This window comes from Rheinheimera pacifica, from assembly GCF_024809855.1.
GTDB lineage: Bacteria > Pseudomonadota > Gammaproteobacteria > Enterobacterales > Alteromonadaceae > Alishewanella > Alishewanella pacifica_A.
The window spans coordinates 42,397-60,145 of record NZ_JANUEM010000006.1 but is presented as its reverse complement, the minus strand read 5'-3'; the positions used below and the strand labels follow the sequence as shown (position 1 = coordinate 60,145).

Annotated in this window: 14 protein-coding genes; 11 read left to right on the top strand and 3 right to left on the bottom strand. The window is 49.5% G+C overall.

The features are described from left to right. Nucleotides 1-142: 142 nt before the first annotated feature. From accD to purF, 5 genes are read left to right on the top strand one after another with little or no spacing between them, the layout of a single operon-like run. Nucleotides 143-1,018, top strand: coding sequence for an acetyl-CoA carboxylase, carboxyltransferase subunit beta (accD, locus tag M2404_RS10005; RefSeq protein ID WP_259239586.1), 876 nt, complete (start codon nt 143-145; stop codon nt 1,016-1,018). 6 nt (nt 1,019-1,024) lie between these two features. Beyond that, nucleotides 1,025-2,317, top strand: a complete 1,293-nt coding sequence (gene folC / locus M2404_RS10000) for a bifunctional tetrahydrofolate synthase/dihydrofolate synthase (protein ID WP_259239585.1) — start codon at nt 1,025-1,027, stop codon at nt 2,315-2,317. Then, a complete protein-coding gene (locus tag M2404_RS09995) occupies nt 2,314-2,925 on the top strand; it encodes an SPOR domain-containing protein (RefSeq protein ID WP_259239584.1) in 612 nt (203 codons plus the stop codon). The genes folC and M2404_RS09995 overlap by 4 nt, the downstream gene beginning before the upstream one ends. 59 nt (nt 2,926-2,984) lie before the next feature. Then, nucleotides 2,985-3,473 carry a CvpA family protein gene (locus tag M2404_RS09990; protein ID WP_259239583.1) on the top strand — a complete coding sequence of 163 codons (489 nt, stop codon included), beginning with the start codon at nt 2,985-2,987 and terminating at the stop codon, nt 3,471-3,473. A 21-nt stretch (nt 3,474-3,494) separates the two neighbouring features. Then, nucleotides 3,495-5,006, top strand: coding sequence for an amidophosphoribosyltransferase (purF, locus tag M2404_RS09985; protein WP_259239582.1), 1,512 nt, complete (start codon nt 3,495-3,497; stop codon nt 5,004-5,006). A 75-nt stretch (nt 5,007-5,081) separates the two neighbouring features. On the opposite strand, the gene M2404_RS09980 is transcribed toward purF, so the two are convergent. After that, nucleotides 5,082-5,681 carry a Yip1 family protein gene (locus M2404_RS09980; RefSeq protein WP_259239581.1) on the bottom strand — a complete coding sequence of 200 codons (600 nt, stop codon included), beginning with the start codon at nt 5,679-5,681 and terminating at the stop codon, nt 5,082-5,084. A 196-nt stretch (nt 5,682-5,877) separates the two neighbouring features. Here M2404_RS09980 and miaE point away from each other — a divergent pair, with 196 nt between their 5' ends. After that, on the top strand, nt 5,878-6,642 hold the full coding sequence (gene miaE, locus M2404_RS09975; RefSeq protein WP_259239580.1) for a tRNA isopentenyl-2-thiomethyl-A-37 hydroxylase MiaE: 765 nt from the start codon (nt 5,878-5,880) through the stop codon (nt 6,640-6,642). A gap of 2 nt (nt 6,643-6,644) precedes the next feature. Here the strand turns inward: miaE and M2404_RS09970 are convergent, their stop codons facing one another. Further along, nucleotides 6,645-7,580: a GGDEF domain-containing protein gene (locus M2404_RS09970; RefSeq protein WP_259239579.1), complete on the bottom strand. Its 936-nt coding sequence runs from the start codon at nt 7,578-7,580 to the stop codon at nt 6,645-6,647. An 83-nt stretch (nt 7,581-7,663) separates the two neighbouring features. Here M2404_RS09970 and M2404_RS09965 point away from each other — a divergent pair, with 83 nt between their 5' ends. Both M2404_RS09965 and M2404_RS09960 read left to right on the top strand, forming a co-directional pair. Then, the gene (locus M2404_RS09965; protein ID WP_259239578.1) at nt 7,664-9,373 is read left to right on the top strand and encodes an esterase/lipase family protein; all 1,710 of its coding nucleotides are present in this window, start codon (nt 7,664-7,666) and stop codon (nt 9,371-9,373) included. 317 nt (nt 9,374-9,690) lie between these two features. Next, nucleotides 9,691-12,165, top strand: coding sequence for a TonB-dependent receptor (locus M2404_RS09960; protein WP_259239577.1), 2,475 nt, complete (start codon nt 9,691-9,693; stop codon nt 12,163-12,165). A 54-nt stretch (nt 12,166-12,219) separates the two neighbouring features. On the opposite strand, the gene M2404_RS09955 is transcribed toward M2404_RS09960, so the two are convergent. Continuing rightward, nucleotides 12,220-13,221: a LacI family DNA-binding transcriptional regulator gene (locus tag M2404_RS09955; RefSeq protein ID WP_259239576.1), complete on the bottom strand. Its 1,002-nt coding sequence runs from the start codon at nt 13,219-13,221 to the stop codon at nt 12,220-12,222. Between the two features lie 131 nt (nt 13,222-13,352). Between M2404_RS09955 and M2404_RS09950 the strand changes: the two genes are divergently transcribed. From M2404_RS09950 to M2404_RS09940, 3 genes are all read left to right on the top strand, one after another. Further along, nucleotides 13,353-13,865 carry a gluconokinase gene (locus M2404_RS09950; protein WP_259239575.1) on the top strand — a complete coding sequence of 171 codons (513 nt, stop codon included), beginning with the start codon at nt 13,353-13,355 and terminating at the stop codon, nt 13,863-13,865. Between the two features lie 76 nt (nt 13,866-13,941). Continuing rightward, a complete protein-coding gene (locus M2404_RS09945; protein ID WP_259239574.1) occupies nt 13,942-15,330 on the top strand; it encodes an MFS transporter in 1,389 nt (462 codons plus the stop codon). 27 nt (nt 15,331-15,357) lie between these two features. Continuing rightward, entirely contained in the window at nt 15,358-17,742 is a 2,385-nt protein-coding gene (locus M2404_RS09940) for a GH36-type glycosyl hydrolase domain-containing protein (RefSeq protein WP_259239719.1), read from the top strand. Nucleotides 17,743-17,749 lie beyond the last annotated feature (7 nt).

Genomic DNA, 17,749 nt, shown 5'->3' with positions numbered 1-17,749 from the left:
GGCTTGTACTACTAAGACCAGTTTTTTATATTATGTAGCGTCAGTTTTGTGCTTTAATAGCGCCGGTTTACTGAATTTCGGCGTTTTTTAACGTATTTACGGCATGGCGGGTACGCGGTGCTGTTACCTATAGGAAACATTTATGAGTTGGTTAGAAAAAATCCTGCCCAGAACATCCTCTTCTTCCGCGCGTCGAAATATCCCGGAAGGTGTCTGGACCAAATGCACATCCTGTGAAGCGGTATTATATAAAGCAGATTTAGATCGTAATCTTGGCGTATGCCCCAAGTGTGATCATCATATGCGGGTATCGGCCCGTTCACGCTTAACCAGCTTTTTCGATGCAAACAGCACTAAAGAGCTGGCAGCAGAGCTTGAACCACAGGATTTACTGAAGTTTAAAGACAGCAAGCGCTACAAAGATCGTATTGCGGCAGCACAAAAAGACACCAATGAAAAAGATGCCATGGTTGTAATGCACGGCACCTTACAAGGTATGCCAATTGTAGCCGCCTCATTTGAGTTTGAGTTTATGGGCGGTTCTATGGCGTCAGTAGTCGGCGCCAAGTTTGTTGCCGGTGTTGAACACGCCTTAAAGCACAAAGTACCTTTTGTTTGTTTTTCTGCCAGCGGCGGTGCCCGTATGCAGGAAGCGTTGTTTTCTCTGATGCAGATGGCAAAAACCAGCGCCGCACTGGCGAAAATGAGCGAAGCCGGCCTGCCATATATTTCAGTGTTAACCGACCCGACGATGGGCGGTGTATCAGCCAGCCTTGCTATGCTGGGTGATGTAAACATTGGCGAGCCCAAAGCATTAATTGGTTTTGCCGGCCCGCGGGTTATTGAACAAACCGTGCGTGAAAAGCTGCCGGAAGGTTTCCAGCGCAGTGAATTCCTGCTGGAACACGGTGCTATTGATATGATTGTTGACCGGCGCAAAATGCGCGATACAATTGCGCGATTAGTCGCGAAGTTTATGCAGCTGCCTGCCCCGGTATCGGAGCACAACGCCGCTTAAGGTGTTATGTCAACTACAACAGTACTGAACAGCCAATCGTGCCACAGCCTGGCCGATTGGCTTTGTTATATAGAGCAAAGCCATCCCGTGCACCAGATAGAGCTGGGGCTGGAGCGGGTATACGCCGTAGCTGCCAGAGCTGGCTTGCAACATCTGCCGGGTAAAAAAGTGCTTATTGCCGGTACTAACGGCAAAGGCACTACAGCGTGTTGTATTGAACAACTGCTGCTGGCGCAGGGTAAAACGGTTGGTGTGTATAGTTCGCCGCACCTGTTGCAATTTAACGAGCGTTTACGCCTTAATGGCCAGGACGTACCTGACGCAGATTGGGTAGCCGCTTTTGCTTTTGTTGAAGCACTGCGCCAGGACATTGCCCTGACATACTTTGAATTTACCACGCTGGTGGCATTTCGTTTGTTACAGCAACAGCAGCCAGATTACTGCCTGATTGAAGTCGGGTTAGGTGGGCGGTTGGATGCCACCAATATTATTTCGCCCGACATCAGTGTTATTACCACCGTAGATTTAGACCATCAGGATTGGCTGGGTAATGACCGTGAAAGCATTGGCCGTGAAAAAGCCGGGGTATTCAGAGCCGCAGGTATTGCCATTATCGGTGAGCTTAATCCGCCACAGTCGGTATTGCAAAAAGCGACAGAGCTGGGATGCAAAACAATACTGGTACAGCGGGATTATCATTATCAGAACCAGTACGGGCAGCAGGAGCAAAGCTGGCAATGGCAAGGGGTAAGCCAGCAATTTTCTAAGCTGCCGCTACCGGCACTGCCTGTACAAAATGCAGCCTGTAGCCTAGCGGTACTGGAGCAGTTTAATATGCAGCCTTCGCCGCAGCAGTTGAACCGTGTTTTGGCTGGGCTGACACTGGCTGGCAGGATGCAATGGCTGCAAAAACAGCCTGCTATTATTGTCGATGTAGCGCACAATCCGCAGTCGGCCAGCTACCTGGCGGAGCAGCTGCTGCTGCTTAAACCGCGTTTCAGGCGTATACTCGCATTCGTTGGTATGCTAAAAGATAAAGATATTCAGCAAACATTGCTGCCCTTGACGCCATTGTTTGAACAATGGCATCTTGTCAGCCTCAAAGGGGTTAGGGGCGCAACTGCAGAGCAACTTAATCAGGTTTTGGCACCTCAGGGGGTGCTGACTCAACTGCATGACGAGACGCAAAGCGCTTATCAGCAGTTGCAGCAAAGTCTGCAAAGTGATGAGTTACTGGTTGTGTTTGGTTCGTTTATTACAGTGTCAGCAGTGCTGTCATGCCATCAGGAGGCAAAGTGACACCCGCATTTAAACATCGTTTACTCGGTACAGTGATCCTGGTACTGGCCGGTATTATTTTTCTGCCTGATTTACTCGATGGTGAAAAACAGGTTGTGAAAGACGATTTTAAAGTCATTCCAAATCGTCCTGAGTTTCAAGGCGTGCCACAGCAGCAAGCTTTTGATCAGCAAGCATTTGAACAGGCACGCTCAGAGGTAACACCACAGCCGGTGGACGAGCCTGCGCTGGATGCCGCAGAACAAACCCCAAAAGACGATAATGGCTTGCCGTCTCAGCGTTATACCCAGGTAACGGCTCCGTCGGCAGACAAGCCTGTAACAACACGGCCCGTTAATGAAGCTCTGGCTCAGGCTGGTTGGGTAGTAAGGGTGGGGAGTTTCAGCAAAGTGCAAAATGCTAATGCATTGGTTGCTAAATTGCGTCAGGCAGGTTTTGTTACTTTTACCCGTGAGATAAGCAATGCTCAGGGCGTAAAGCTTACCAGTGTGTTGGTAGGCCCAGAGCTGAGAAAAGAGCGCCTGGAACAGCAATTGCCCAAGCTGCAGGAAATAACCGGTATTGAGCGGTTATCAGTAATGAGTTATCAGCCAACAGAAAATAATTAGCCAAGCAGTCGCTGTGTTTGGTAGAATGCGCGCCGTCATCAAACAACCGTTGGTAGCAAATGGTCTGGGTTGATTTTGCCATTCTGGCAATCATAGCGTTATCTGCAGTTATCAGCTTGGTACGTGGCTTTGTTAAAGAAGCTATTTCACTGGCTGTCTGGATCCTGGCATTCTTTATTGCCAGCCAATATTACCCCCATCTGGCTGGTTTATTTACCTCTATGCAGGACGAAACCCTGCGTAACGCCTGCGCCATCGCCATTTTATTTATTTGCAGCCTTATTGTTGGCGCTTTAGTTAATTTTCTTATTGGCAAATTGGTGCAATCTACCGGTTTGTCTGGCACAGACAGAGTATTAGGCCTGGTTTTTGGTGCGCTGCGCGGTGTGCTGATTGTCAGCGCGATATTGTTTTTTATGGACGCTTTTACCCCGGTGGCAGGTGCTGCCTGGTGGCAGCAATCAATTTTGATCCCTGAATTCGGTTTTATTATTGAATGGTTCTTCGAGTATTTGCAGAACCATTCCAGTTTTATGCAAAAGCCTTAACGCTGGCGAGGAAGAAAATCCATGTGTGGTATTGTTGGTATCGTTGGGAAATATCCGGTTAATCAGGCACTGTATGATGGTTTAACCGTGTTGCAGCATCGCGGGCAGGACGCTGCGGGTATTGTTACCGTTGACCACAACACGCTGCGTTTGCGCAAGGCAAACGGGCTGGTAAAGGATGTATTTGAAGCCCGCCATATGCAACGTCTGGCAGGCAATATCGGTATCGGTCATGTGCGTTATCCTACTGCGGGTTCTTCCAGCACCGCAGAAGCTCAGCCGTTTTATGTTAACAGCCCTTTTGGTATTGCACTGGCGCACAATGGCAATCTGACTAATTCGCATATTCTGAAAGAAGATATCTTCCGGGTAGCGCGCCGTCATGTAAACACCACGTCTGACTCTGAAGTGTTGTTAAATGTGCTGGCGCATGAACTGCATAACAGCGGTGTTATGGAGCTGCAGGCTGAGCATATTTTCCGTGCTGTAGCCAATGTACATCGTAAAGTTAAAGGTGGCTATGCCGTTGTGGCGCTGATTATCGGCCACGGTTTACTGGCATTTCGTGATCCTAACGGTATTCGCCCGTTAGTGATGGGTAAGCGCGAAACCGAGCTTGGCACCGAGTATATGGTGGCATCTGAAAGCGTTGCACTGGATGCCGACGGCTTTACCGTACTGCGCGATGTCTCGCCGGGCGAAGCGGTATATATCACCGAGCAGGGCGAGTTGCACAGCTTTCAGTGCGCCGAAAACCCAAGTTATACCCCGTGTATTTTCGAGTATGTGTATTTTGCCCGGCCAGACTCAACCATTGACAATATTTCGGTATACGCTTCCCGCGTAGCCATGGGCACAATGCTAGGGCAGAAGATCAAACGTGAATGGGCTAACCTGGATATTGATGTGGTGATCCCTATCCCGGAAACCAGTAACGATGCAGCATTGCAAATCGCCACCGTGCTAGGTTTGCCGTATCGCCAGGGCTATGTGAAAAACCGCTATATCGGCCGTACTTTTATTATGCCCGGCCAGGAAGCGCGGAAAAAATCGGTTAAACGTAAACTTAATGCTATTAAGCAGGAATTTAAAGATAAAAACGTGCTGTTGGTAGATGACTCAATAGTGCGTGGTACTACTTCACAGCAAATTATTGATATGGCACGTGAAGCTGGTGCAAAGAAAGTCTATTTTGCCTCAGCGGCGCCGGAAATCCGTTTTCCTAATGTGTACGGTATTGATATGCCATCGGCTAATGAGCTGATAGCGCATGGCCACGACGTGGAAAGTATCTGTAATATTATTGGTGCAGACGGCCTGATTTTTCAGTCACTGCCCGATTTGATAGAAGCGGTGCGGCTGGAGAACCCGGAAATTAAACGTTTTGAAACCTCAGTATTTGACGGTAACTACGTTACTAATGATATCGATCAGGAATACCTGAACCGGCTGGACCAGATGCGCAGCGATAGCGCTAAGGAAAAGTCCGGCGCAGCGATGGCAACTAACCTGGAAACCTACAACGAAGGCTAAGCAGTCGCCATAACATAGTGTTGATAATATAAAGGGAGCATTAAACTCCCTTTATAGTTTCTGGCTCAGAATAGTTTAATGCGTAAATGCCGGGCCGAAGCCGGAACTCCATAATATTGCTGTGGCAGTAAGAATGCACACCAGCAACACCAAACCACAGGTAACCACAGAACTGGCATAGATAAAGCCACGCTCTTCCGGAATATGCATCAGTATGGGCACCCCGACGTACAGCAGATACACTGAATAAGCCAGGCCAATCAAACCAACTACCATCACTACCCAAAGCTCAGGATACAAGCCGGCAAAACCCACCATAAACAGTGGCGTGGATGTATAAGCTGCCAGTTCCAGTGTTTGAGTATAGGTAGGTTCAGCACCAAAGGTATGGGCCATCCAGTGTGCCAGCAATGCCAGCGCAAATACGCCACCAATCAGTGCAATATACATAGCAACTGACAACATCAGCGCGCTGTCGGGGGTTAGCATAATACGATTACCCACACCTATGCTCCAGCCCAGATGTACCGCTGAATAATAAGCGCAAACAGAGGGTATCAGAGCAACCAGCAAAATGTGGATCAGGCTATAACGAAAACTTTCATGTCTTGCATCTATAGTATGCCATTCTTCTTTCGGATGAGCATACAGTCCCCATAAGTGATTCAATATCATAATTATTATCCTTGTCACTACGTCTGTATTACCTGACTATTTGCAATAGCCGTTACATCAGTTATGACCAATATAATGCACTTCGTCAAGCATTCTGGCTGAAATTTGAGCAGGCAGTTGCTGCAACTATCATCGCTTGGTAGCCAGAGGGCTATCCGCTATAATGCGCGCCATCTCTGAGTCGTGAACTAACAACATGCTAAACGCCGAAATTACGCAGTTATTAAGCCCGGTTAAGCAGTTTCTGCAATGTGAAACCCCTGCACAATGGCTGGCAATGGCGGCTAAACCAGGAAGCTTGCCACTTTTGCTGCAGGATCACCTGATTTGCGAGTTAAAAGCGGCGCAATCAGCTATGTATCTGATCCGCCGGTATGCCAGCGACGAGCAAAGTGGCGAGGCATTGCTGCAATGGCTCAAACCGTTTGAAGACTTTACCTATCGCCAGCAAGGTGACTGGCGGGCACTGGCCGGGCTTAGCCTGAAAAAGTCTATGTTGCCCAAAGCTAATTCCGGTTATGCACAGGATCTGATTGATAAAATGGTATTGCTGATCAAAGAAGAGCTGCATCATTTTTATCAGGTGCTGGAGGTGATGGCTGACAATGGTATTGAGTACGAAAAAATTACTTCCAGCCGCTATGCCCGCGGGCTGCTGCGCCATGTTCGCACCTACGAGCCACAGGCGATGGTAGATAAACTGATTTGTGGTGCTTTTATTGAAGCACGCTCCTGCGAGCGTTTTGCTAAGTTAGCCCCGCTCTTGCCAAAACCGATTGCCGATTTTTACATTTCATTGCTGCGTTCAGAAGCCCGGCATTATCAGGATTACCTGACTCTGGCCACAGAAATAGCGGGGCAGGATATCAGTGAGCGGATTGCGTTTTTTGCGGTGATTGAAGCTGAGCTTATCAGCTCGCCGGATGCCGACTTCAAATTTCACAGTGGTGTGCCGGCCTGAGCTTATAAAATAACGCAGTACTCTGCTACCACCACTTTATTACGTCCGCTATGTTTGGCCTGATACAGCGCAGCATCGGCATCAGCATATAGCTGTTCAAAGCTGGTTTTGTTGCGCGCCAGCGCGATACCTACCGACAAGGTAATGCGCAGCTCACGGCCATCAATATACAGTTTTTCATCTGCGATTTGCTGGCGTAGCCGTTCTGCTACTTCAACTGCTGTGTCGCGATCTGTTTGTGCCAGAAAAATACCAAACTCTTCGCCACCAATACGGCCGAAAATATCGTATTCGCGTAAGGTGCTTTTAATTAATCGTGCTACCTGGCGCAGTACTTCGTCGCCAGCCTGGTGGCCGAAGCTGTCGTTGACGTTTTTAAAGTGGTCGATATCCAGCAGAAAAAATGCCATAGCATTGTTATGGCGGTGACAGCGGGTGATTTCAGCTTGCACTGAAGCAACAAAACTACGCCGGTTAGCAATTTGTGTCAGCTCGTCAGTAAGGGCTAAATTAGTTAATTTACGGGTATGTTCATTTAAATGCTGTTCAACAATTTTTTGTTTGGTAATGTCTTTGGCCTGTATCAGCATTTCGCCACCCGGCAGGGTTTGTTCTGAGAATAAAAACCAGCGGCCATCGACTAAATCTACCTCAAACAAGCGAAAATCGCGTGAGCGGCGCAGCTGCTGTACCCGGTTTAGCCAACTGTCAATATTGTCGGTATCGATGCGCGGGCCTTTTTGAGTGTCAAAAACTGTACGCATAATAGCCTCAAAGCTCTGGCCAATCAGTTCGGTTTCGGGGCGGAAAAACACGGCTAGAAACGCTTTATTGGCGCAAAGCAGCGTATCGTCAGCAGAGAGAATGGCGTAGCCATCGCGGCTGACGTCAATAAATTCGGCTAACCGGCCGGCAAAGTGTTTAAATGAGTTTTCCATACTGAAAAAACCTGACACAGAACAATGCTATAGTGGTACAGCATAGCGGAAATCAAACCTGTTTTTAAACTACAGGAGTAAAAATGTTGCAGCGTTACCGTGTAGGGCAATTGTGTATTCTGCTGCTTATTATGGCATTGCAGGGTTGTAGCCAGGGCAAATATATCTACTGGAAAAAACCTGCAGCGATGCCGGAAGAGGCTGTAACAGGTTTGCTGGCTTACCAATATATTGCATTAAACCAGGTGCCAGATGTGGCTATAGCAGAGTATTGCCTGCAACTTACTGCGCAGCGCTCACCGGGGTATCAGCTATTTTTATTGCAGCTAAGCTGCGCAGAACGCTGGCTGGCGCAGCCACTGGATGATTCGCAGCGCCAGCAGGCTGTTGGCTACTATAACCGGGCATTAATGCCGCTGGTCAGGGCGGCGTTGGCGCGGCAGGACACTAAAGCGCTGAATCTGCGGCTTGAGTTATCGGCAGACAGCGATGAAAGTGGCCAGGCGTTTGAGCAGTTTTTTCTGGCGGCTGATTTGCAGGCTTATGACCCTTTTATGTTACGCCAGCAGGATAATGGTTTAGGCATTGCTGTAGTAGGGCAGCGTGCAAACACCGGCTCTGAGCAGGATCGTTATTTTCCGCCTGAGGGGATTTTCCGCCCGCTTACTGTGATGCCGGTAAAGCTGGATTTTAGCAACCCGGTGCTGCCTGTGCTCACACTGCGCGGTGTTTATATGCAACAACAGCAAAACTGGCCGGTAGCCGGGCAGCAATATCTGCTGAATTATGATCCTGCAGCCGCGTATTTATGTTTAGTAGAAGTGGCGGTGGCCGATCAGTTAGAAAAAACCGGCCTGTTTAATGCTGACAAAGTAGACGAAAAATTGGGTATTTATGCCATAGAGCCGCTAAGTGAAGACAAAATCCCGGTTTTGATGATCCATGGTTTAAATTCCAGCCCGTTGATATGGCGCCGCTTAAGCTGGGCGATATTTTCTGATCCGCAGCTATCGGCCCGTTATCAGGTGTGGCATGCGTTTTACCCCTCCGGCCCGCCGCCGTTTTTTAATGCCATGCGTTTAAGGCAACGCACTGATGAACTGCTGCAGCATATTTCGCCAGACGGTCAGGCAGTAGCTGCAAATAATATGGTACTGGTAGGCCATAGTATGGGCGGTATTATCAGCAAAACCTTTGTACAAAACAGCGGTACCGCTTTATGGGATACCACTTTTTACCGGCCTGCAGCTGAGCTGCCGGTAAATGCCGACACCCGCCAGAGCCTGCAGGATATTTTTATTTTTACGGCCCGGCCTTATGTAAAAACGGTAGTGTTTATTGATACGCCGCACCGCGGCGCGGCTACTGCTGACGGCTGGATCGGCAGATTAGCATCAGCCATGATCACGTTGCCTAAAGCGGTGAAAAACGTGTTTGGCAATATGTGGCTGGCATTAACTAAAGATGATATTAAACCCGCCATGCGCAGCTATATGCGTGGCTTTGGCCCTAACAGCGTTGATGTATTATCGCCCAGGCACCCGTTGGTGCAGCAATTAAACTTGTTACCACTACAGGTGCCGGTGTATTCGGTAATAGGCAATAACAGGGCAGACCGCTGCGCCGACTTTGCTACATGCCCGGCATTAAATGACAGTGTAGTGCCCTATAGTAGTGCGCATTTACCCCAGGCCGTGGCAGAGTATGTAGTTGCCTCCGAGCATAATTCTTATCAGTCAGTGCAAGCTATTGAGTTTATTTCGAAAATCTTATCCTCAGATATAGCTTTCTAACGGCACTGCTCCGGGTGCTTAACTGCACCTTGTGGCAGTTGCTGGTGCAATAACCGCTTTTTTCCTTGACAAGCTACCTGCTTTCGCTCTAATTTAGCCCAATTATTAAAATATGGTTGCGCAATCATTTTTGGTTGATAGCGGTTTTGATGATGCTTAAGTCAATAACTTGCTGTATTTAATTGGCCTGCTGTAGGTTTTTTTCGTATAACCTTCAGTTAAATGGTAGCGCAAACATTTATTTGATAACAATAACTGGGCCCTGTGTAAGTGCTTGAGCTGCAGTAACGACAACAACTCCGGGGGGAGAAACAATTATGCCAATCAGCAAAAAACCAATTACCAAACTTAAGCAAAGCTATCTTTTGATCTCTGCTGCCTTGCTTGCAGCCGGAGCAAATAGCGTATATGCGCAAAGTGCTGAACCTGCAGCAGACGGCAGCAGTGAAGCGCGTGCGATAGAAGTAATCCAGGTAAGCGCCACCAAACGGGTAACCACTATCCGCGAAACACCGCTGGCGGTTACAGCCTTTGACCAGAATGCACTGGACGACAACCACGTACTGCAACTGGATGATTTACAAGGCATAGTGCCAAGTTTACATATTGCCCAAAATGGCACGCAAAATACACCTATGGTATACCTGCGTGGTATTGGCTCGTCGGACCAAACCGAAAGCGGTGACCCTGCAGTAGCCTTCCATGTTGACGGTGTTTATTCTGCCCGCTCTCAGGGCGCTTCAGCCTTGATGTTCGATTTAGAAGGCGCCGAGATTTTACGCGGGCCACAGGGCACCTTATTTGGCCGTAATGCCACCGGCGGTGTGGTTAATTTGCATACGGCCAAACCTAAACTGGATTACTTTGAAGCCAATGCTGAATTTACCCTGGGTAACTATGACCGGCGTGCCACCCGCGCCATGGTTAACTTACCGCTGACCGATACGCTGGCAATTCGTGTGGCTGCAGCAATGGATAAATCTGAAGGCGTGGTAGATATGGCGCCGGGTTCTGCCATGGGCAAAAATTACGGCTCTACCGATTTGGCCGCCGCCCGTATCAGTGCGCTATGGCAGCCGAATGATAATTTTGACTGGTTTTTGTCATATGAAAACTTTACTGACCAGGGCACAGGCCATATTCCGACAGTAAGTGGCGGCTCAAACCGTTCGGCCTATATTCAGGAGCCGGGCTTTAACGATTTTGTGATCGACAGCGTGCGTACCCGGTTAAATTACAATTTTGATAACGGTATTACGGTGTCCTATATCGGTGGTTATACCGATTCGTCGCGTGAATCTGTCTGGGACAGAAGCTGGGATCAAAACAAATATGAGTGGGGCGGCTGTGTAGAATGTACCCACGAAGCAACCCAGCATGAACTGCAACTTAAAAATGAAGACAGCGCCCGCCTGCAGTGGATGGTTGGCTTGTTTTACTTTAAAGAAAACAACAGCACTCACTTTGATATAGTGCACCCGGATGTAGACTACGAAGGTGGCAATACACCTAACCCGAATTTATGGTCTACCTACCGCCAGCCGGATCGTGGTCTGAAATCTAACAGTATTTATGCCCAAAGCACTTATAAACTTACTGATGAATTCCGTGTTAGTGTCGGGCTGCGTTATACCGAAGACGAGCGTTGGGACAGAGGCGGGCGTAACATTATGTGCCCTGATGTTAAACGCACCGAAAACCTGCCGCTAAACAGTGACTATGTCGGCCTGCTGGATCCGGATAATCTGCTAAATGGCCTGGCACCAAACAAACACCTGGTACAACCCGGCCAGTGCTGGGTAGACACCTACAACGATACCAGCCCAAGCTGGGACAAAACTACCGGTATGGCGCGGCTGGAGTGGGATTTCTCACCCACTATTATGCTGTATAGCTCTTATGCTACCGGCTTTAAATCCGGCACTATTCAGGACGGCGGCCAGTACACCGGTACCGGCCCGTTTACACAAGCTGATCTGGACGCCATCATTGCCAGAAACAACAATGAAGCTGCCGGTACCAATGCTTATGTGGCACCGGAAGAAAATACCAGCATTGAGCTGGGCTTAAAAGGCTCGTTCCTCGATAGCACTTTGCAGGTATTTGCTGCTTTATTCAGCACCGAATACACCGACTTACAGGTAACCAGTAATGTCACCACCGAAACCGGTGCTGACTTATTGCGCAAAACCAACGCCGGTAAAGCCACTATTAATGGTTTGGAAGTAGAAGCGAAATGGCTGGTGGGCCGTAACGGCGAGCTGAACGGCACTATGTCGTATCTGGATGCGAAATACGATGAGTTTTTCACTACCGACTCCAGCTATGGCGCCGACGGTATCGCTTTTAACCCGTCAGCCGGTAACCCGAATCTACCAAATTTACTGGATTTCAGCGGTAACCATCTGGTGCAGGCACCAGAGTTTAGTATGTCGCTAAGTTATGAGCATTTCTTTGAGTTAAGCAATGGGGCTTCAGTGCGGCCACGCCTGCGTGCCAGCTATTCGTCAGAGATCTGGTTTGATCCGGCTAACCGTGGTGACAGACCGGAAGGCTTCCGTAATCTGCCTTATGCAGCAGACATTGACCGTCAGGATGCGTATACCAAGCTGGACGCCAGCCTGGTTTATCAGCCATCGGCCGGTAACTGGAGTCTGGAAGCTTTTGTTAATAACCTGACTGACAAAGCCATAAAAAGCGATCAGGGCCGCTGGAACAGCAACCCGGTACCTAACTATATGTGGCAGGCGCCACGTACTTTTGGCGTTCGGGTAAAAGTGAGTTTTGATTAATCACGCAGGCCAACGCCGCTGAGATATCAGCGGCGTTGTTATTCATGTTGCAACTCAGGTTGAGCTGCGTACCATAATATTGTAACCGACATCTACCGGGGCTACCGCATGGCGGCCTTTACCAGCTGCGCTAAACAACATTTCTACTGCCTGGCGGCCCATATCAGCGCGTGGTGATGCCACAGATGTAATGGCTGGTTCAACCAATGCTGAAGCTTCCAAATCATTAAAGCCGCAAATGGCAATATCTTTGGGCACGTTTAAATTCATGCGTTTACTTTCAAACAAAGCACCCAGCGCCAGATCATCATTACAGCAAAATACCGCATCGCACTGGTTGTCTGATTCGGCAATTACGGCCTGTAACAGCTGGCCGCCCAGTTTAATCGACGAGGGTTGCACCGTGGTTTTAATAAAACTGCGACAGGGCTGTGGCCAGTCGGCGATAGCTTGTTTAAAACCTGCCAGCCGCTGCTGGGTGCGGGGGTCCATGCGGGCACCAACAAAGGCCGGTGCGCGATAGCCACGTTGTAGCAGGTGTTTCGTCATATCGTAACTGGCCTGGTAATGCGAAAAGCCAATGTTTAAATCTATCGGCTGATTGGTCAGCTCCATGATCTGCACCACCGGAATATCAGCCTGCAGTAACAGTTTACGGGCGTAATCAGTTTGTGCGGCTCCGGTAACAATAAAGCCTTCCGGCGATTGGCTAAGCAGGGTAGCAATCAACTTTTCTTCTTCCAACGGCGAGTAGTGGCAGTCGCCCAGCAGCACCTGCAGGTTTTTTGCTTTCACTGCCTGATAAATGCCCTGCAGTACATCGTTAAACACAATATTGGATAACGACGGAATAATAACGGCCAGCACGCCGGACTTTTTCGACGCCAGGGCGCTGGCAGCATGGTTGCGGATATAGCCAATTTCGTGAATGGCTTTTTCTACTTTATTGCGTAATTTGTCAGATACCTTGGTTGGGTCTGTCAATACCCGCGATACCGTGATGGCGCTTACACCGGCAACTTTGGCAACGTCTTTTAAATTTGGCTTTGGGCTCATAAGCTTAGCTCTGCAATCTTTTACAAGACAATACTGTATTGCGGGTTGTTAGTCAAAATGGTTGCGCAATCATTGTTGCTGGTTTAAGCTTGAAACCAACAAGCAACACTAACAGGAAGCAGCAGCTTATTATGCGCGCTACAGTAAGCAAAACGATTGTGATTATGGGCGTGGCCGGTAGCGGTAAGTCAACCGTTGGCCAGTTACTGGCGCAGCAACTGGGCTGGCGCTTTATTGAAGGCGACGATTATCACAGCCCGCAGGCAAAACAGATGATGGCCAGTGGCATACCGCTGGCCGATCATTTACGCGAAAGCTGGGTACAGGCACTATGTAACGAGCTTAGTGCCTGCAAAGCCGCAAAGCAGCCTTGTGTGTTAAGTTATTCCGGTTTAATTGCCCGCCACCGCCAGCAAATTCGCAGTAGTGCAGACAATGCCCACTTTTTTTATTTACAGGGCGATGCCACATTGCTGGCACAGCGCCTGGCGCAGCGGCAAAACCATTTTATGCCGCCAGCCATGTTGCAAAGCCAGCTACTCACCATGCAAAGCTGCGACAATGAAACCGATATAACCATGCTGGATATCACGCTGCCGGCAGCAAAGCTGGTACAGCAGATAACACAGTTTTTAGCCGCGTAAATCGATACCTGATTGCGCTATCATATTCAGCCGCAGAGCTGATGCCATAACAGTTCATAATAACGGATAACAGGGTATGACCGCTTCAGCAAGGCAACACACCACAACGCCGCAGAGTGCCACACAGGTAACGCTGCGCGAAAAAATAGGTTACGGCCTCGGCGATATGGGCTTTAACTTTTACTGGACTAATATTTCAGCTTTTTTGCTGATTTATTATACCGACGTATTTGGCATTTCAGCGGCAGCTGCCGGTACTATGATGCTGGTAACAAAAATTATTGATGCTTTTACCGATCCGCTAATGGGGGCTATTGCCGACCGCACCCGCAGCCGCTTTGGTAAATTCCGGCCTTATTTATTATGGTTAGCAATACCGCTGGCGGCTGCCGGTGTACTCACTTACAGCACGCCGGATTTGGGCGAAACCGGCAAGCTGGTATGGGCTTATGCTACCTACACCTTGCTGATGCTGGTGTATACCGCGATTAATATTCCATATTCTGCCCTGTCTGGCGTTATTACCAGCGACAGCCAGCAGCGAACAACACTGGTAAGCTTTCGTTTTATCGGCGGTTTTAGCGGTGGCATACTGGTAACGTATTTAACACCCAAGTTAGTGCCTTTGCTGGGGCAGGGCGATGATGTGCTGGGCTGGCAACTGACGATGCTGGTGTTTGGTATCGCTGCAGCACTGATGTTTTTAACAACCTTTTTAACCACCCGCGAACGTATTGAACCTATTAACCGGCAACCTACTGCAGTGCTGCAGGATCTGGCTGATTTAAAGCATAACAAACCCTGGCTGGTGTTATTTGCGCTGGCGCTGATTATTATGGTAACCATTACCATGCGTGCCGGTAGCGGTGTGTATTATTTTAAATATTATGTTGAAAGGCCCGATTTAGTCGGCGAGTTTTTATCTTCCTATATGTTTGCGCTGGCACTTGGTGCTGCGGCCACGCCACTGATGACCCGCTTTATTGATAAAAAACATTTGATGGTGTTACTGATGTCCTTAGCAGGGATGCTTTCCATCAGCCTGTACTTTGTACCGGCCGATGCTGTCGGTGTTATTTTCGCGCTTAATCTGGCCATTGGTTTTGTGCTGGGGCCAAAGTCGCCGCTGGCGTTTTCTATGTATGCCGACACGGCCGATTACAACGAATGGCGCACCGGGCGCAGGGCCACCGCCATGACCTTTGCTGCAGCAACATTCTCACAAAAACTGGGCGGGGCTATAGCATCGGCCTTAATTGGCTGGCTGCTGGCCGCTATTGGTTATGTCGCTAACGAGCAGCAAAGCAGTGGCTCGCAAACCGGCATAGTACTGTTGATTTCGGTGATCCCAGGGGTTATCGCACTGCTGGCAGCTTTTGTGATGCGTTATTACAGCCTGGATAACCAGCAACTGGCAAAAATTCAGTTAGATTTGCAACAGCGCAAGGCAGCCGCCAGCGCATAAGATAATTTTACCCGGAGTATTACTTTGATGGCAGCCTCTGGCATGCAACCTGGCAACAACGGCCAACGTTATGACTTATTCAGCCCTACCACTATGCCGCTGGCAGCAGCATTTTTATGGAACAAACAATTAATGGTGCAACTGAACTGCCGTGGCTATGCCACTGCGCAGTTTATGCAGCCGGAGCCGGCAAAATACGCCCATGCGCCCAATTTGGAAGCAAAAACCTTTATGCAGCCCGAGCAGCCGTATTATGCGCATCATCCGGGCCGCTTTGTTTACATTAAAGACGAGCAAAGCACTAAGGTGTTTTCGGTACCTTACGAGCCGGTGCGCAGCAAAGCCGACAGCTTTGTGTTTTCGGCCGGTAAAAGTGATATTTGCTGGCAGTTGCAGCAACAGGGCCTGCAATTGCAATGGCAGCTGTGCTTAAGCCCGGATCAGCCCCATGAGTTGTGGCAGCTTACGGTGACTAACCTTGGTGCACAGCCACGAGAGCTGAGTATCTACCCGTATTTCCCGGTGGGTTATATGTCGTGGATGAACCAGTCAGCAAAGTTTGAACCGGCGCTCAACGCCATAGTGTGTTCATCGGTAACGCCGTATCAAAAATACCCCGATTATTTTAAAAACAAGCTGCTAAAGGATAAAACCTTTTTGCTGGCCGAGCAGGTGCCTGCCAGTTGGCAATGCGCACAACAAGCGTTTGAAGGTGAGGGTGGTCTGCATGCGCCGGGTGCTTTGCAGCAAACCGAGCTTGATGGCGGCGATGCCTTATATGAAACCCCGGCCTGCGTTATGCAATACCGGCTGAAACTGGCTGCTGGTGCACAGCAGGTTTACCGCTTTGTGTTTGGCCCGGCACTGGATGAAAGTGAGATTGCCGCAGCCCGTCAGCGTTACTTTTTAACGCCAGATGGCTTTAGCACAGCGCAGCAGCAGTACAGCAATTATATTGCGCAAGGAGAGGGCTGTTTACAGATAGAAACACCCGATACCGCACTGGATAACTTTGTAAACCACTGGCTGCCACGCCAGGTGTATTACCACGGCGACGTTAACCGGCTTACTACCGATCCGCAAACGCGCAATTATCTGCAGGATAATATGGGCATGAGCTATGTGCGGCCAGAGGCGTTTCGCACGGCTTTATTAACGGCATTGGCGCAGCAGCACAGCAGCGGTGAAATGCCAGACGGCATTTTGCTGCACCCCGATGCCGAGCTGAAATACATTAACCAGGTGCCGCATACTGACCAGTGCGTGTGGTTGCCGGTATGTTTAGCCGCCTACCTGGCTGAAACCAACGACACTGGCTTATTGCAGCAACAGATCGCATTTGGCGACAGTGCTGAGCAAGCCACAGTGTTTGAGCATATTTGCCGGGCCATGAGCTGGTTGCTGCATAAACGGGATGCGCGGGGCCTGAGTTTTATTGAACAGGGCGACTGGTGCGATCCAATGAATATGGTTGGTTACAAAGGCCGGGGCGTATCGGGTTGGTTATCGCTGGCGGCGGCTTATGCGCTTAACTGCTGGGCCGGTATATGCCAGCAGCTGGGCGAGCAGCAACGTGCTGAGCAATACCGCAAAGATGCTGACAGCTTTAATCAGGCGGTTAACCATTACCTGTGGGATGGCAAATGGTATGGCCGCGGTATTACCGACGACAATGTGGTATTTGGCGTTAGTAAAGACGCTGAAGGCCGTATTTATCTGAACCCGCAAAGCTGGGCCATGTTAAGCGGGGCGGCTAATAACGAGCAGCTGCAACTGATGCTGGCCGAAATTGATGCCCAACTGGCCACGCCTTATGGTGTGCAAATGCTGGCTCCGGCCTATACCGCTATGCGCGACGATGTTGGCAGGGTAACACAAAAGCATCCGGGCTCGGCCGAAAATGGCTCGGTGTATAACCATGCGGCGGCATTTTACCTGTATGCGTTGTATCAGATTAACCAGCCAGACAAGGCTTATCAGGTACTGCGCCAGATGCTGCCCGGCAGCACAGAGCAAGACTGCCTGCAACGCGGCCAGTTACCGGTGTTTATTCCGAATTACTATCGCGGTGCTTACCGGCAATTTCCGCGCACTGCCGGGCGCTCCAGCCAGTTATTTAATACCGGTACTGTACACTGGGTATATCGCTCGTTAATCGAAGGGCTGTTTGGCGTAAAAGGTTGTGCAGAGGGCTTATTACTGCAACCGCAACTGCCCGCCGATTGGCCACAGGTTAAGCTTAAGCGGCAGTTTCGTGGCGCAGAGTTTAGCATAGTAATGCGCCGGCAAAGTGATATCAAAGTCGCGCAGCTAAGTGTCGATGGCCGCTTACTGCCACAACCGCTTATCACGGATATTGTCGCCGGCCGGCATTATCAGGTAGAACTGTTGCTGCCTCAGCCAGCTAAGTAACTGTATA

Coding starts and splice junctions, on each gene's coding strand:
- accD (WP_259239586.1), top strand. CDS start 143: ATGAGTTGGTTAGAAAAAATCCTGCCCAGAACATCCTCTTCTTCCGCG.
- folC (WP_259239585.1), top strand. CDS start 1,025: ATGTCAACTACAACAGTACTGAACAGCCAATCGTGCCACAGCCTGGCC.
- M2404_RS09990 (WP_259239583.1), top strand. CDS start 2,985: ATGGTCTGGGTTGATTTTGCCATTCTGGCAATCATAGCGTTATCTGCA.
- purF (WP_259239582.1), top strand. CDS start 3,495: ATGTGTGGTATTGTTGGTATCGTTGGGAAATATCCGGTTAATCAGGCA.
- M2404_RS09980 (WP_259239581.1), bottom strand. CDS start 5,681: ATGATATTGAATCACTTATGGGGACTGTATGCTCATCCGAAAGAAGAA.
- miaE (WP_259239580.1), top strand. CDS start 5,878: ATGCTAAACGCCGAAATTACGCAGTTATTAAGCCCGGTTAAGCAGTTT.
- M2404_RS09970 (WP_259239579.1), bottom strand. CDS start 7,580: ATGGAAAACTCATTTAAACACTTTGCCGGCCGGTTAGCCGAATTTATT.
- M2404_RS09965 (WP_259239578.1), top strand. CDS start 7,664: ATGTTGCAGCGTTACCGTGTAGGGCAATTGTGTATTCTGCTGCTTATT.
- M2404_RS09960 (WP_259239577.1), top strand. CDS start 9,691: ATGCCAATCAGCAAAAAACCAATTACCAAACTTAAGCAAAGCTATCTT.
- M2404_RS09955 (WP_259239576.1), bottom strand. CDS start 13,221: ATGAGCCCAAAGCCAAATTTAAAAGACGTTGCCAAAGTTGCCGGTGTA.
- M2404_RS09950 (WP_259239575.1), top strand. CDS start 13,353: ATGCGCGCTACAGTAAGCAAAACGATTGTGATTATGGGCGTGGCCGGT.
- M2404_RS09945 (WP_259239574.1), top strand. CDS start 13,942: ATGACCGCTTCAGCAAGGCAACACACCACAACGCCGCAGAGTGCCACA.
- M2404_RS09940 (WP_259239719.1), top strand. CDS start 15,358: ATGGCAGCCTCTGGCATGCAACCTGGCAACAACGGCCAACGTTATGAC.